Below are 15,637 nucleotides of genomic sequence, written 5' to 3' on the forward strand. Positions count from 1 at the left end.
TGCACGTCGAACCAGGTGAGCGTGATTTCCGGAATGGTCAGCGTGCCGGCATGCTGCGGAAAGATAGCGAAATTGCGTTCGCGCCGCCCCGTCAGCCATTCGCCATCGTCGCGCGTGGTCGTGCTGGGCTGGTCGGGATACACCGTGGCGCCATCGATCGGCGGCAGGCTCAACTCCGGCAAGGCATCGCCGGGCACGCCCTGCGCTTCCACGCGCATGCGCAGGTTCAATGGCTGGCCCACGGTGATCTTGTCGTCGCTCGGCAAGCCCCCGAGGCTGAGCGTCAGCGAACGTGCGGGCAGCCAGGCCGTCTTGCCCCAATTCGCGGGCGGCGCCTGCACGTCGATCTTCGCTTCCGGCGAGTTGGCCGTCACCGGCGTGGTGTTGCCAAACAAGCCGCCGGGATTGAAGAAACCGCCCGGATCGTTCGGATTGCCGGGCTCGACCGCTTCGCCCTGGAACTCGATCGAAGGAATGGTCAGGCTACCGGCGCGTTGCGGCGTCAACGCATAGCGCCGCTCGATCACCTGATAACGATGGCCGTTGCGCACGGCCTGGTAATCGGCGTCGTTGCCCAGCTTGCGCAACTCCGCGCCATCGACATGCGGATCGGCCAGGCTGCCGCTGTTGAGATTGAGGTCAAAGAACAAACGCACGGTGTAGAGCAATTGCTGCCCGACATAGGCATGATTCGAACTGGGCGTGACTTCGACGAACACATGCTTGCTGGCATTCGCGCTGGCCGATGCATCCGGCGCGCCCACGTGCAACGTCAACGGCTGCGTCTGGTTGCCGGCCACGCTGAGCGACGGAATCTGCAGATCGCCCGTGTGCTTCGGGCGCAAGGCCACGCCGATGATCAGTTCCGCGGTCTGCTGGCCATTGACGATGTTGAGCGAACTGTTGGTGGACGTGCCGAGCACTTCGAAATCGCGATCCAGCGCGCTCAGGTCCGGCGTGTTCGCATTCATCGTGCCGTCGATGCGCAGATTGAGCGTGACGGTTTCGCCCAGGTGCACGTCGTTGCGGTCCAGCGTCGCCTGCACGCTTGCCGCCATGGCGGCGCACGGCAACAGCAGCAAGCAGAACAGCAGCAACCAACGCATCACTTAATCTCCCCCGGAGGGTTGCGCACCCATGCGCTCGCGGTATTCAAGCTCGAACTTGCGGCGCAGCAGCGCGCCAGGATCGTCGGGCACGCGCTGCAGATCGCGGCGCACGTCGTTGGGCAGCTTGGCGAGCGGATCGTCGCTCTCGATCACGCCCAGTTCGTGCGCTTGCTGTGCGGACGCCTTGGCCTGCTTGCCGGCGAGCGCCTGATCCATTTGCGTTTGCAGGCCTTGTTGCGCCTTGGCTGCTTGCGCGCGTTCGCTGCTGGAGGCGGGTGCCGGCGAGGTCTTGGGTTCCTCCTGCGTGGGGGCCTGGCCTGCGTTCTGCTGCGTCGAGCGATCGTTCGCCGAGGATCGCTCGCTGCCGTTCTGCTGTGCGCCTTGCGATGGCTGCTGCCCGTTCTGGTTTTGGCTCGACTTGTCTTGCGCGCCTTGGCCGGCGTTTTGTTGTTGGCCTGGTTGACCTTGCTGGCCTGACGATTGCCCGTTCTGGCCGGCCTGGTGTTGCTGCCCGCTCTGTCCGCCGGACGGTTGCTTCTGCGGCTGCTGCGAGGATGGGTTTTGCTGCTGCTTGCGCATCGCCTCTTCAACGATTTTGCGATTGGCGCGCGCATCGTCGTTGTGTGGATCGAGCTGCAAGGCGCGATCGTAGGCCTTTAGCGCATCCTGGTAGCGACCGAGCTTGGCCAGCGCATTGCCAAGGTTGTACTGCGCATCGGCGCCCTTGGCCTGCTGTAGCGCTTGCGCCGCGACGGCGTAATCCTTGCCGCGATAGGCCGCCGCGCCGCGCCACGCCGGATCCTGCGCCAGTTGCTGCGCCTTGGCCGCATCGCCTTGGCGTAACGCGCTCGCTGCCTGCTGATCGGGACGCCGCCACCAGTCCTGCCAGCCGGACGCGTTCGCGGTGGTGGGCAACATCGGCAGCAATACCAGGGGCAACAGCAACACCCAGCCACGACGGAAGGCCGTCGCGGCCACCAGCAACAGCGGCAGCAGCAGCCACGGGCCGCGGTCTTCCCATACGTCGCTGCTTTGGCCATCCGCGCGCGATGCGTGTTGCGTCGGTTGCAACAGGACATGCAAGGCGGCGATGTCATCGCCATTGGCGCTCATGGCCACGTAACGGCCGTGACCTGCGTCGGCCAGCGCGCGCAGGTGTTGGTCATCGCGCCGGGCCACGAGTATGTTGCCCTGGTCGTCATGCGCAAAACCGCCGCTGGCTTGCGAAACCGGTACACCCTGCGGCGTGCCGATACCCAGCACGGAAACCCGCACGCCCGCGGACCACGCGGCACGCGCTGCCGCTTGCGCAGCGGTATCGGCGTCATCGGTCAGCAGCACGATCGAGCCATTGCCCAGCTTGGCGTCATGAATCAGCTTTACGCCTTGCTCGATGGCCTGCGCCGCATTGTCGCCGTCGACCGGCATGACATCGGGCGACATCGCGTCGAGCAAGGCATCCAGGCTATGCGCATCGGAAGTGAGCGGGGCCACCACGAACGACTGCCCGGCGTAACCGATCAGCGCATTCAGTCCATCTTTGTTGGCCATCAGCAGATCGCGCGCCTTGTAGCGTGCGCGCTCCATGCGACTGGGCGGCACATCGCGCGCCAGCATGCGTTGCGACAGCGATATGGCGACGACCTGAGCCGCGCGATCGGCGAACATCGGCTCGGCGATACGGCTCCAGGCGGGTCCCGCCAGCGCCAGCACGCCCAAGGTCCATCCCAGCGCGAGCAAGCCCGATGGCCAGCGCGCATGCCGCGCGCCGCCGCTGACCAGATGCGGCAACAACTCCGCATCGACCAGGCGATGCAGCGCACGCTGTGATGCATCGCCGCGCATGCTGAGCCACAACAACAGCGGCAAGGCCAGCAGGCCCAGCAACCAGGCAGGCTGCAAGAAATGAAATTGATGCAGCGCCTCGCTCATGCGCCCATCCCTTTCCAGCGCGGCCAAAGCAGGCCCAGCAGCAGGCAGGCACCGGCGATGGCTAGCGGCAAGCGGAACAGTTCGTGATGCAAGCGGAAGCTGGGGCCGTGCTGCGGCATGGGTTCCAGCGCATCGATTGCGCGATAGGCATCGGCGAGCTGGTTGCCATCGGTCGCACGATAGAACTGGCCGCCGGTTTCATGCGCGATGTAGGTGAGCATGTCTGCATCCAGATCCGCCGATGGATTCACTACACTGTCGCCGAACAGGCCCGGCACCACCATGCGCGTCGCGCCGATGCCGATGGTGTAGATGCGCACACCGGTGGCCTTGGCGGCGCGCGCGGCGTCCTGCGGCGAAATGCTGCCGGAATTGTTCACGCCATCGGTGAGCAGGATCAGTACCCGCGCTTGTACGGGTAATGCAGCCAGACGTTTTACCGCCACCGCGACCGCGTCACCGATCGCGGTTTCCGTACCCGGCAAGCCAACGGTCGCGCTGCGCAGCTGCGTGCGCACCGCATTCAAGTCATAGGTGAGCGGCGTGACCAGGAACGCGCGCGTGCCGAACAGCACCAGGCCGAGTTCGTCGCCGCTGCGGCGGGAAATGAAATCGCCCGCGATGGCTTCCACCGCGCCGAAGCGGCTGAGCTGCTGTCCGCCCAACACCATGTCCGGCGTCTGCATGCTGCCGGAAAGATCCACGGCCAGCATCATCGCGCGCCCGCTGTGGGTCTGCGCCTGCGGCGGCCCCAGCAATTGCGGCCGCGCAGCGGCGATCAGCAGGCTCAGCCAACCCAGCGCCAACAGCCATGACGCTGCGCTGGTCGCGGAAACGTGCTGGCTCACGTCCCACGACAGGGAACTATGCGGCAAGCGCAACGCCTGCCCGGGCGAAGCGGGCTTCAACCATCGCCACGCCAGCCACGGCAGCGGCAGCAGCACGAATACCCAGGGCCATGCGAATTCAGGCACGACCGGCCTCCATGGGCTGGATGCGTCGCCATGCGGCGTGCAGCCAGCGATGCAGCGCGTCTTCTACCGCAGCGCGATCGAATGCGGCGTGCGGTTGATACATGCGTGCTTCCAGCGTCATCAACGTGTCGAGCGTCGCGGTATCGATCGGCACCTGCGCCAGCACGTCGCGCCACGCGTCGCCTTGCAAATGGTGCGCGTCCGCAGCGTATCGCCATGCGGCGCGGCGCAGCAGCTGATGCAAGGCCGCGGCATAAGCCGCATCGTCGCGCGCATGACGGTCGGCGAGCTGCCGCATCTCGGCCAGCACGCGTTCCCGCCAGAGGCGCGCGCGACGCACACGGCGATAGAGCAGCCACCCCAACACCGCGGCTACGCAAACTACGGCCGCCAGCACCCACCAACCTGGCGCAGGCGGCCACCACGGTGGATTGGGCGGAAGGTGGATGTCGCGCAACGGCAGCTCGTTCGTCGCAGGAAAATGGCCGTTCATCGCGACCTCCCGCCGTTGTGCAGCAGCGCGGATACCGCATCCAGCGGATCGGCGGCGGTATCGATGATGCGATAAGGAATGCCCAGCGACGCGGCCATGGCGGCCAGCCGCGCCTGGCCTTCGCCCAGGCTGTGCTGGAATGCTTCGCGCTGCGGCAATGAGTGCAGCGCAAGCTGACGACGTTCGCCATCGTATTCGATGGGATAGCTGCCGGGCGGAACCGCCTGCAGTTCCATCACGTCGGCGACGATCAGCAGGCGCACCGCGGTATGCCGCATCATTTCGAGCAGGCGATCGCGCGCGGGCGCATCGCTGCTTTGTCCATCGCTGATAAGCAATGCACGATTGGCGCCGTGCTGGAGCTTGATCACATGCTGCAGCGCCTGCGACAGCGGCTGGCTTTGGTTGGACGGCACGGCATCGCATTTCGCCAGCATGCCGCACACATCCAGTGCGCCACGTACGCCGCCACGTGGACGCTGCAAATATTGGTTTTCACCAAACGCCACCAGGCCTATACGTTCTCCGGCCTTGATCGCGTACCACGCGGCCAAGGCTGCGGCACGTGCCGCCTGCACGCACTTGAAACGTGTGCGGGTACCGAAGCGCATGCTTGGGTTGTGATCGAGCAGGATCAGCAACTGACCTTCACGCTCTTCCTGGAACAGCTTGGTGTGCAGGCGGCCGCTGCGGGCGGTCAGGCGCCAGTCCATGCGGCGCACGTCATCGCCGGGTTGATAGGCGCGCGATTCCGCATAGTCCATGCCACGGCCGTATAGGCGGCTGGATTGCGCGCCGATGCGCGTGGCGCGGCTATCCTGTGGCGGCATGCGCAAGCGGGCGACGCGGCCGCGCAGCGCAACCAGTTCAGACAGCGATACGCGGACGCGTCCGTCGCCATCGGCTTGATGATCGAGCACGGCGTTCACGGCAATGGAACGAGATCCAGCAGACGATGGATGACCTTGTCGCTGCGCACGCCTTCGGCTTCCGCTTCGTAGCTGAGCAGCACGCGATGGCGCAGCACTTCGTAGACGACCGCATGCACGTCTTCCGGCAGCGCGAAGTCGCGGCCGCACAACCAGGCGTGTGCGCGCGCACAGCGATCCAGGGCGATGGTGGCGCGCGGGCTGGCGCCCCAGGCGATCCAGCGTTTCAGTTCCGGTCCGTAGCGTCCGGCGTCACGCGTGGCGAGCACCAGTTGCGTCAGGTATTGCTCCAGCGCAGGCGCCACATGGATGCCCAGCACGGCGGCGCGCGCCGCGAACACGTCTTCCTGCGACAACATGGCGGTGGCGGGAGCGACGGCGTTCGGCGATTTGCCAGCTTGTTCGCGCGCAAGGCGCAGGATCGCCAGCTCGGCGGCGGCGTCCGGATAGCCGATCGTCACATGCATGACGAATCGATCGAGCTGTGCCTCCGGCAGGGCGAACGTCCCTTCCTGCTCGATCGGGTTCTGCGTCGCCATCACCATGAACAGGTCCGGCAGATGCCAGGTGTTGCGCCCTACCGTGATCTGCCGTTCGGCCATGGCTTCGAGCAAGGCCGACTGCACTTTCGCCGGCGCCCGATTGATCTCGTCAGCCAGCACGATGTTGTGGAACAGCGGACCGCGCTCGAATTCGAAACTGCCCGACTGCGGGCGGAACACGTCGGTGCCGGTGAGATCGGCGGGCAGCAGGTCAGGCGTGAATTGCACGCGATGAAAATCGGCGTCGACGCGCTGGGCCAGGGCTTTGACGGCCGTGGTCTTGGCCAGGCCCGGGGCGCCTTCCACCAGCAGATGACCGTCTGCCAATAGGGCGATGAGCAGGCAGTCGATCAGCCGCGGCTGGCCGATGATGTGCTGCTGCAGGTCATCGCGAAGACGTGAAAACGCGTGTTGCAGATGCCCGGGTGTGAGGTTTTGGGGCATGTCCATCCGAGAATCCTGTACTGCTTGGTGGGCGTTAAGGCAACACTGACCAAGTATCGCCGTCGTCATGATGCCTGGAAGGCTCGCAGGCTGTGTTGCGCGGCGCCGGGAAGACTGGCCGTCTTGCCAAGCCGTGCGGCACAGCCTGCGGGCCTTCCAGACATCACCCGTCATTTTAAATCCGATCCGTGGGCCAGCCCTGTCTGTCCGCATGCCGCAGGTACCCGTCTCTACAAACGGCCAGTCTGCCTTCGCCGACAGCCCTATGGCCTGCGAACAGACAGGGCTGGTGACGACGGCGATACTTGATCAGTGCTGCCTTAAGACCACAACGCAACGGGAAAGTTTGGTCTTGTATTCCGCAAAACAAAAGGGGCAGCACGCTGGCCGCCCCTTCTGCTTTTCGTGAACGCCGTGCCTTATTGCAGGCTGTCGCTGAGGATGCGTGGGGTCACGAAGATCAGCAGCTCCGCCTTGTCGTTGATGCGTTGCGTGCTGCGGAACAGGAAGCCGATCCCAGGGATATCGCCCAACCACGGCACTTTCGCCAGGTTGTCGGTCTTACTGATTTCGTAGATGCCGCCCAGCACCACCGTCTGCCCGTTATCGACCAGCACCGACGTATTGAGCGAGCGCGTATCGATCACCGGCACCTGGCCGCTGCCCGGCACGGTGATGTAGTTGTGCAGCGAATCCTTGTTCACGTTGATCGCCAGGAACACGCGGTTGTCGGCGGTAATCGTCGGCGTCACCTTGAGTTCCAGCACGGCGTCCTTGAAGGCTACCGTCGCCGTGCCGCTGGCGCCACCGCCACCGGTGCTGTTCTGGTACGTCACATAACCGATTTCCTGACCCTGGCGGATATCCGCTTCCTGCTGGTTGGCGGTGATCACGCGCGGGCTGGACACGAGCTGGCTGCGCCCTTCGGCCTGTGACGCGGACAACTCCAGGTCCAGTGCGTAGTTCTTGCCGAGGATCGCGGCAGCGATGGTCGACGCGGTACCCGTGGACGGCGTGGCCGGCAGATTCACCTGCTGGTAGTTCTGCAAGCCGTTGTAGGTGGTGGTGGTAGTGCCGCTGGAGGTCGCCGGCAGCAGGCCGCTACCCAGCGCTAGCGTCTGGCCGCTCGGGTTGACCTGTCGGCCGTTGATACCCCACTGAACACCCAGATCGCGCTCGAAGTCATCGGAAGCGATCACGATGCGCGATTCAATCAACACCTGCTGCACCGGGCGATCCAACTGGGCCACCAATGCGCGCAGCTCGGCCGTCTTTTCCGCCGTATCGTTGATCAGCAGGGTGTTAGTCCGCTGGTCGAACGTCACGCTGCCGCGCGGCGAAAGGAACCCGCGGTGCTGGCCTGCTGCACCACTCGCGCCGCCGCCGGCACCGCCCTGGCTCTGCTGCGCACCACTGGTCAACAACTTCGCAATATCCGCCGCCTTGCCATAGCTGATCGGCAGATACGTGGTGACCAGCGGCGCGGTGTCCTGCGCCTTGAAGCGCGCATCGGCGACGTTCTGTTCGTAGTCGGCCAGTTCTTTCTGCGGCGCGATCCAGATCACGTTGCCGTCGCGGCGCTTGTCCAGGTCCTTGGCGCGCAGGATCACGTCCAGCGCCTGATCCCACGGCACGTTGACCAGGCGCAGCGTGACGCTGCCGCCCACGGTGTCGGAGGCCACCAGGTTCAGGCCCGACACGTCAGCCAGCAATTGCAGGGCCGAGCGCACCGGGATGTCCTGGAAGTTGAAGGTGACGCGGCTACCGCTATAGACCGGCTGCGCGTCCGAGGCAGGATTGGTGTTCTTCGACTCCTGCTTCTTCGGCGTCACTTCGACGACGTACTGGTTGCCCGTCTGGTACGAGGAGGTCTCCACGTCACCGGCGATGGCGATGTCGACATGCGCACCGTTCGGCGTGGACTTGGGCGAGATCGACTGCACCGGCGTGGCGAAGTCGAGCACGTTCAGCCGCTGTGCCTGGCTGGCCGGCAGCTGCGCGTTGGTGATGTCCACCGCGAGGTTGCCGTTCTGGCGATGCATGTTGGCCGTGGCGCCGGTGCCGCTGAAGTTGATCAGCACACGGCCCGAACCGTTCGCGCCACGCTGGAAATCGATGTTGCTGATGGCCGGGCCATTTGTGGCCGACGGCAGTGCTTTGGAGGGATCGATGGTGGCTGCCGTGGTCACCGGCTGCGATTGCGTGCCGTTGTTGACCACCAGCACCAGGCTGTTGCCCTGGACGCTCGACTTGTACGACGAAGGCTGCATCAGCTCGACCACCACGCGCGTGCGTCCGCCGGCGGCGATCGCCGATACGCCAGTGGTGGTACCCACACCGATGTCCTGGTGACGGGCCGCATCGTTGCTGGTATCGGGAAAATCGATGGCGATACGCGGCGGCGTCTCGGTGGTGAAGATGTTCGGCTGCGGAACCTGGCTGCTGTCGAAGTTCATGCGCACTTCGACGCGACCTCCCGGCAGGGTCTTGTAGGTGATGTTCTGCAGCGTCGTGGCCGCTGCGGCGGCGCTCGCCCAGATGGCGGCGCCCAGCACCATGACGGTGATCAGGCAACGGCTGGCCAGGTGCATGGCACGACTCCGGACTGTTTGATTGGGATTAGTCATTGCATCAGCCCCTGTATTCCTATTTCGCTTCAAGCGCGATGCTGGCCGGACGTTCCATCCAGCCGCCATTGCCGTTGGAAACCAATTCGACCAGGTCGACGTGGTCACCGGTGATGGCGGTGACACGGCCGTAGTTCTGGCCTATGTATTCATTGATGTGCACGCGATGGATCACGCCGCCGGGATCCTTGACCAGGGCTTCCATGTTGGCAGCAGCACCGATCGTGCCAACCATCCTCAAGCTATCCAGCGAGTAGGCTTCGAGCGGTTGGCGCGGACGACCTTCATCCGGCCGCGGACCGCTGGCCTGCGTCAGCTCGTCCTGGCTGGGACTGAACGGGTCGCGCTTGTCCTGGTCGTTGTAGGTGAACGTCTCGAAGGTCTTGATCACCGGCAGCGGCGGAATCGGCGCGCCGCGCTTGGCCTTTTCCTGTGCGACCCAGTCGCGCAGATCGCCCATGCCGCGGGTGCAGCCACCAAGCACGAGCGCGGTGGCGATCACCAGCGAAAGCTTCGCCAGCTTCATGGCAGTCGTGGCTCTCATTTCCGTCCCCCGGGCTTCTTCGACTTGCTGCCCGTATCGCCGGTCTCGGAATCGTCGAGGTAGCGATAGGTCTTCACCGTGCCCTGCAGCACCAGCAATTGGTTGGAAGCGGGCTCGGCACCCTTGGCCGGCGGATTGAGCGGCGTCAGCGACACATCATGCATGGTCAGGATCACCACGCGCGGCAGCGAGGCCACGCCGCTGATGAACGCGCCGAACTGGTGATACGTGCCGATCATCTTCAGCTGGATCGGCTTTTCGGCGTAGAAATCCTTGGGGATTTCCGTACCTGGCTGGAACAACTCTTGCTGCAGGCCGGCCGACAGCGCCGTTTGCGACACATCCACCAGCAATTCGGGCATTTCGGTCTTGCTAGGGAGCTGGCGCAGCAACTGGCGCAGCATGTCCTTCATTTCGTCGAGCTGCTGCTGCAGCGCTTCGAGATTGACCGACTTGGCCTGCTTCTCGGAGAACTCCTTCTTGAGTTGCTCTTCCTTGTTGGCCAGCGTTTGCAATTGGTCCTGCTGATCGCTGATCACCACATACCAGCCGACCAGGATGATCACCCCGAACAGCAGCACCGTGAAAAACGTCTTGACCGATTTCGGCCAGCCGCCGATGTTGTTGCGGTCGAGACTGCGCAGATCGTCGAAGAGTTTCATGCTTGAGCCCCTCCCTTGACCGGCGCGGCGCCCGGCTTGGCCGGAGCAGGCGCAGTTGCAGGGGGTGTCGTGGCGGCAGGCTTGTTCTGCAGCGGTGCGGCAGGCGCGGCGCTCGTACCCGACGAGGCCGGCGCGCCGGCGCCCTGCGCCGCAGTGCCATCATCCTTGGGCTTGGACAGCGCCACGGTCAGCCCGAAGCTGTACGGCATGCGCGAGGCGTCGTGGCTGTTTTCGGTCTTGCTGAGGTCGGACTGCCCCATCCAGGGCGAGGTCTCGATGTTGCGCATGTACTCGGCCACGCTGGCGTTGGATTGCGACACGCCACCCAGCACCATCTGGTCGCCGTTCTGCTTGATCGAGGTCAGGCGCACGCTGCCCGGAATGGTCTTCACCAGTTCGTCGAACAGATGCACCATCTGGGCACGGTTCGCCTGCAGCTGCTCGATGATCTGCTTGCGCGCCAACAGCTGCGCGCGGACTTTTTCCAGGTCCTGGATCTTGGCCAGGCGCGCATCCACCTGCTTGATCTGGTCCTGCAGGTAGGCGTTGCGATCGTTCTGGTTGTCGATGCGCATGTCCATCCAGAACCACCACAGGAACATCACGCCGATCGCCGCCAGCGCTGCGGCGCCGAGCTGCATGAAGAATTCGCGCTGACGGACCTTGCGGCGTTCGGCGCGCCACGGGAGTAGGTTTATGTGTGCCATCAGTCGAAACTCCTCATGGCGAGTCCGACCGCGATCATCAGCGCCGGGGCATCTTGCGTCAGCGACTGCGCCTGCACGCGGCTGGACAGCGACATGCGCGCCAGCGGGTTGGCCACCACGCAGGGCAGGCCGAGCTGCTCTTCCAGCATCGCGCTGATACCTTCGATCGACGCGCAGCCGCCGGCCAGCACCACCTGGTCGACCTTGCTGAACTCGCTGCCGGCATAGAAGAACTGCAGCAGGCGGCTGATCTGCTGCACCAGCGATTCCTTGAACGGCTGCAGGGCTTCGGTTTCGTAGGATTCGGGCAGGCCGCCTTTGCGCTTGGCACGTCCGGCTTCCTCATACGAAAGCCCGTAGCGGCGCATGATCTCATCGGTCAGCTGCTTGCCGCCGAACACTTGCTCGCGCGAATAGATGGTGCGCTGGTTCTTGAGCACCGACAACGTGGTCATGGTGGCGCCGATGTCGATCACCGCCACCAGCGCATCGCGACCCACGTTCAGCTGGTCGGCGATCAGCGTGAAGGCGTTTTCCATCGCGAACGCTTCCACGTCGACCACCTGCGCGGAGAGCCCGCCCAGGTCCAGCGCAGCCACGCGCATGTCCACGTTCTCCGTGCGCGAAGCGGCCAGGAGGACGTTGTTCATCTCGGGGTTGTCGCGCACCGGCCCGAGCACCTCGAAATCGAGGCTCACTTCCTCGATCGGGTACGGGATGTACTGGTTCGCTTCGACCTGGATCTGTCCTTCCAGATCTTCATCCGACAGTTCGGCCGGCATCGGTACGATACGGGTGATCACCGCCGAGCCGGCCACCGCTGCGGCGGCGTGCTTGACCTTGGCGCCGGCGCGCGCGAGCGCACGGCGCACCGCCTCGCCCACCGCCTCGACCTCGACGATGTTCTTTTCCACGACGGCATTCGGGGGCAGCGGCTCGATCGCGTAGTGCTCCACGCGATAGCGACCCCCTGCTTGGCTGAGCTGCAGCAGCTTGACAGCGGTCGAACTGATGTCGACGCCTACCAGCGGCGGCTTCTTGGGTGTAAAGAGCCCCACGATGACTTCCCCCTTGACCCCTGGCGCTTCCGCCAGATACTGGCAGGATTGCCGGGCCATTAGAACCAAAAATTAATGCAATAGCAATGGCCTACGTGAACTTCTTCGAGACTTTTGGCGTGATGGCCTGCACATTTGGACCAATCTGCCGGACGCCCCGATTAAGGTTTTGCTAACCCGTTGCTGATGCCCCACATACTGCAACATCTATACTTTGGTCTGTTTTGACTCAAGTCTCGCTACAACAACCACATGACGCGATTTTTGAAAGTTGTACTGCGCTGGCTGCTGATCCTTGGCTTTAGTGGCCTCCTGCTGATAACCGCAGCCATCGGGGTGGCTTACTGGCTGGTCTCCCCGCGCATTCCGTCGGTGGATGTACTCAAGGATTACCACATGCAAGTTCCGCTCCGAGTGCTGACCTCGGACGGAAAATTAATCGCCACCTTCGGCGAAACGCGGCGCATCCCGGTGCCCATCGAGCAGGTGCCCGACATGCTCAAGCATGCGGTGCTGTCAGCGGAAGATGCTGATTTCTATACGCATCCGGGCGTGGACTGGCGCGGCGTGATGCGCGCCGGCCTGCATGTGGTGGCCTCCGGCGGCAACAAGACCCAGGGCGGCTCCACCATCACCCAGCAGGTGGCGCGCAACTTTTTCCTGAGCCCGGAAAAGCTCTATTCGCGCAAGCTGATCGAAATGTTCATCGCCTTGCGCATGGAGAGCGCGCTCACCAAGGATCAGATCCTGGAGCTCTACATCAACAAGATGTTCCTGGGCCACCGGTCCTACGGCGTCGCGGCTGCAGCCGAGTACTACTACGGCAAGCGGCTGGATCAACTCACCGTGGCCCAGTGCGCAGCCATCGCGTCCACCTTCCAGCTGCCCTCGGCGGTCAATCCGCTCACCAATACCCAGCGGCTGATCGCCCGCCGCAACTGGGTGCTGGGCCAGATGCTGGAGCACCGCTACATCAACCAGGCGCAGTACGAACAAGCCATCCATGCCCCGGACGACGCCGCCCCGCACGAGCAGCCGGTGCAGGTGGATGCACCCTACCTGGCCGAAATGGCGCGCCTGCAGGCGCTCGAGCGCCTGGGCAACGATGCGCTCACCGAAGGCTACGTCGTGAAGACCACTTTGGTCAGTACGCGACAACAAGCGGCAGTCGCGGCTGTGCGTGACGGCCTGGCTATCTACGACCACCGCCACGGCTGGCGCGGCCCGGAAGCCCACGAGGAACTGCCTCCGAACGCCAGCGACGCCGACTACGGCAACCTGCTTTCCAGCTATACGGATGTGGCCGGCCTGGTGCCCGGCTTGGTGATCGCCTCGTCCGCCACCGAGGCCTCGGTGTTCCTGCCGGGCAAGCAGGTGATCAAGCTCGACCTGAAGGCGATGGACTGGGCCCGCCCATATATCAATGAGACCCGCGTCGGCGCTGCGCCGACCAAGGTCGATACGGTGCTCAAGCCCGGCGACATCATCCGCGTGGTCCGTGACGACAAGGGCGCATGGCAACTCACGCAGATCCCGAAGGCGCAGGCCGCGCTGGTGTCGCTGGATCCGGAGAACGGCGCCATCCAGTCGCTGGTCGGCGGTTTCAACTTCCAGCGCAGCAAGTTCAACCGCGCCGTGATGGCCGCCCGCCAGCCGGGCTCCAGCTTCAAGCCCTTCATCTATTCGGCAGCGTTCGAGCGCGGCTATACACCGGCCTCGATCATCAACGACTCGCCGATCGCCCTGCCCGACCCGTCGCAGCCGAACGGCCTGTGGACGCCGAGCAACGACGACAACAAATTCTCCGGCCCGATCCGCCTGCGCGAAGCACTGATCGAGTCGAAGAACCTGGTATCGGTGCGCCTGCTCGATGCGATCGGCGTGCGCTACACGCGCGACTACGTCACGCGCTTCGGCTTCCCTCTCGACGCCTTGCCGAACAACCTGTCCATGGCGCTGGGCACCGCTTCCGTATCGCCGCTGAGCATGGCGCGCGGCTATGCCGTGTTCGCCAATGGCGGCTACCTGGTCACGCCGTATTTCATCGACCAGATCGACGATCGCGACGGCAAGCCGGTCTATGTCGCCAATCCCGCACGCGCCTGCGCCGATTGCTCCGAACGCCTGCTGCAGAACAGCCCTCCGGCGCCGCCGCCGACGAACATGCTCACCAATGGCGTATCGCCCAGTTCGTCCAACGCGCCCGCCCCGGCCGCGAGCGTAGCGATGGCCGGTGAAACGGCGCTGCCGGCCGACGTGCACAACAGCGGCAAGGCACCGCCGGTGCTGGCGCCGCACGTGATCGACATCCGCAACGACTATCTCGTCACCTCGCTGATGAAGGACGTGATCCAGTCGCCGATGGGTACCGGTTATGCAGCCAAGTCGCTCAACCGTGCAGACCTTGCCGGCAAGACCGGTTCCACCAACGATCACCGCGACGCGTGGTTCGTCGGCTTCAATGGCGACCTGTCGACGGCGGTGTGGGTCGGCTTCGACGATTTCACTTCGTTGGGCAAAGGTGAATTCGGCGCCAAGGCGGCGCTGCCGATCTGGATCAACTACACCGGCGACGTACTCAAAGGCCTGCCCGAAAAGAGCCTGCCGATGCCGCCAGGCATCACCACTGCGCTGATCAATCGCGACAGCGGCCTGCCGACCGCGCAGGGCGATCCGAACGCGATGCAGGAAATCTTCAAGGTCGAAGACATCGATCGCCTGCACAACCAAGCACAACAACAGCAGAACCAGGATCAGGACCAGACTAACGACATCTTCTGAGTATTTGGGGTAGGCTTGCCCCGGACGATGCAAACCGAGGGTCGCGACATGGCACGAGGCGAACACCATCGCATCCACGCACACGATCGTGTGCAACGCACCCGGTTACGCGTCGCCCAGGAGGCGGCGCGCCTGATGAGCGAACACGGCATCCGCGATTTCCATCGCGCCAAGCGCAAGGCCGCCGAACGGCTCGGCGTACTGGACGAACAAGCGCTTCCCCGCAATCACGAGATCGAACAGGCGCTGCGCGAACACCAGCGCCTGTTTCAGGCCGACAGCCAGCCGCACTTGCTGCGGGAAAGACGCGAAGCGGCGGTCGAAGCGATGCGCTTCCTGCAACGCTTCGAACCACGTCTGGTCGGGGCGGTATTGGAAGGCACCGCCGATACGCACTCGGCGGTATGCCTGCATGTCTTCAGCGACGATCCGGAAGCCGTCGGCATCTATCTGCGCGAACACGGCGTGCCGTTCGAAACACAGACGCGCCGCCTGCGCATGACGCGTGACGAACAGGTCGAATACCCGGTGATGCTGTTCGCCGCCGACAATCTTCCGTTCGACATCACCGTGCTTCCGCACAACGCGTTGCGTCAGGCGCCGCTCGATCGCGTCGATGAAAAGCCGATGCGCCGCGCATCGCTGGCCTCGGTGGAAATCATGCTGGCGGAGGAAGGCGCCGAGGATGACGAGTTCGAACGCAAGCTGGCCGCAGTTATCAAATAACGTGCAATTCGCGTTCGCCTCCTCTCCCTGTCGGGGAGAGGATTGAGGTGAGGGGCCGAGGCTTGCCACGCATCACAATCGAAGCGCTGTTCCGATCTACCGCGGTACA

General features: G+C 64.2%; 13 protein-coding genes. 2 read left to right on the forward strand and 11 right to left on the reverse strand.

Annotated features, from left to right (window positions below; genetic code table 11):
* From ACTHNE_RS12615 to ACTHNE_RS12665, 11 genes are all read right to left on the reverse strand, one after another.
* Positions 1-1,106 (reverse strand): BatD family protein (locus tag ACTHNE_RS12615; protein WP_440269429.1); only part of this gene is annotated, 1,106 nt, incomplete at its 3' end.
* Positions 1,107-1,109: 3 nt separating this feature from the next.
* Complete coding sequence (locus tag ACTHNE_RS12620) at positions 1,110-3,041, reverse strand: tetratricopeptide repeat protein (RefSeq protein ID WP_440269430.1); 1,932 nt, start codon at positions 3,039-3,041, stop codon at positions 1,110-1,112.
* Positions 3,038-4,015, reverse strand: a complete 978-nt coding sequence (locus tag ACTHNE_RS12625) for a VWA domain-containing protein (RefSeq protein WP_440269431.1) — start codon at positions 4,013-4,015, stop codon at positions 3,038-3,040. Before ACTHNE_RS12625 ends, ACTHNE_RS12620 begins: the two co-directional genes overlap by 4 nt.
* A complete protein-coding gene (locus ACTHNE_RS12630; protein WP_324946913.1) occupies positions 4,008-4,508 on the reverse strand; it encodes a DUF4381 family protein in 501 nt (166 codons plus the stop codon). The genes ACTHNE_RS12625 and ACTHNE_RS12630 overlap by 8 nt, the downstream gene beginning before the upstream one ends.
* Positions 4,505-5,437 (reverse strand): DUF58 domain-containing protein, encoded by a 933-nt coding sequence (locus ACTHNE_RS12635; protein WP_440269432.1) that lies wholly within the window; start codon positions 5,435-5,437, stop codon positions 4,505-4,507. Before ACTHNE_RS12635 ends, ACTHNE_RS12630 begins: the two co-directional genes overlap by 4 nt.
* The gene (locus tag ACTHNE_RS12640) at positions 5,434-6,429 is read right to left on the reverse strand and encodes an AAA family ATPase (RefSeq protein ID WP_324946909.1); all 996 of its coding nucleotides are present in this window, start codon (positions 6,427-6,429) and stop codon (positions 5,434-5,436) included. The genes ACTHNE_RS12635 and ACTHNE_RS12640 overlap by 4 nt, the downstream gene beginning before the upstream one ends.
* Positions 6,430-6,842: 413 nt before the next feature.
* A complete protein-coding gene (pilQ, locus tag ACTHNE_RS12645; protein WP_440269433.1) occupies positions 6,843-9,014 on the reverse strand; it encodes a type IV pilus secretin PilQ in 2,172 nt (723 codons plus the stop codon).
* Between the two features lie 55 nt (positions 9,015-9,069).
* Positions 9,070-9,594, reverse strand: coding sequence for a pilus assembly protein PilP (locus ACTHNE_RS12650; RefSeq protein ID WP_324946905.1), 525 nt, complete (start codon positions 9,592-9,594; stop codon positions 9,070-9,072).
* Positions 9,591-10,256, reverse strand: a complete 666-nt coding sequence (locus ACTHNE_RS12655; protein WP_324946903.1) for a type 4a pilus biogenesis protein PilO — start codon at positions 10,254-10,256, stop codon at positions 9,591-9,593. The genes ACTHNE_RS12650 and ACTHNE_RS12655 overlap by 4 nt, the downstream gene beginning before the upstream one ends.
* On the reverse strand, positions 10,253-10,963 hold the full coding sequence (locus ACTHNE_RS12660) for a PilN domain-containing protein (protein WP_324946901.1): 711 nt from the start codon (positions 10,961-10,963) through the stop codon (positions 10,253-10,255). The genes ACTHNE_RS12655 and ACTHNE_RS12660 overlap by 4 nt, the downstream gene beginning before the upstream one ends.
* On the reverse strand, positions 10,963-12,021 hold the full coding sequence (locus ACTHNE_RS12665; protein WP_440269434.1) for a pilus assembly protein PilM: 1,059 nt from the start codon (positions 12,019-12,021) through the stop codon (positions 10,963-10,965). Before ACTHNE_RS12665 ends, ACTHNE_RS12660 begins: the two co-directional genes overlap by 1 nt.
* Before the next feature lie 252 nt (positions 12,022-12,273).
* Here ACTHNE_RS12665 and ACTHNE_RS12670 point away from each other — a divergent pair, with 252 nt between their 5' ends.
* Together ACTHNE_RS12670 and ACTHNE_RS12675 are read left to right on the forward strand one after the other, a co-directional pair.
* On the forward strand, positions 12,274-14,802 hold the full coding sequence (locus tag ACTHNE_RS12670; protein ID WP_440269435.1) for a penicillin-binding protein 1A: 2,529 nt from the start codon (positions 12,274-12,276) through the stop codon (positions 14,800-14,802).
* A gap of 48 nt (positions 14,803-14,850) precedes the next feature.
* A complete protein-coding gene (locus ACTHNE_RS12675) occupies positions 14,851-15,528 on the forward strand; it encodes a hypothetical protein (protein ID WP_440269436.1) in 678 nt (225 codons plus the stop codon).
* The last annotated feature ends 109 nt before the right edge of the window (positions 15,529-15,637 follow it).

Origin of the sequence: Dyella sp. (genome assembly GCF_051954575.1) — a bacterium.
Lineage (GTDB): Bacteria > Pseudomonadota > Gammaproteobacteria > Xanthomonadales > Rhodanobacteraceae > Dyella_B.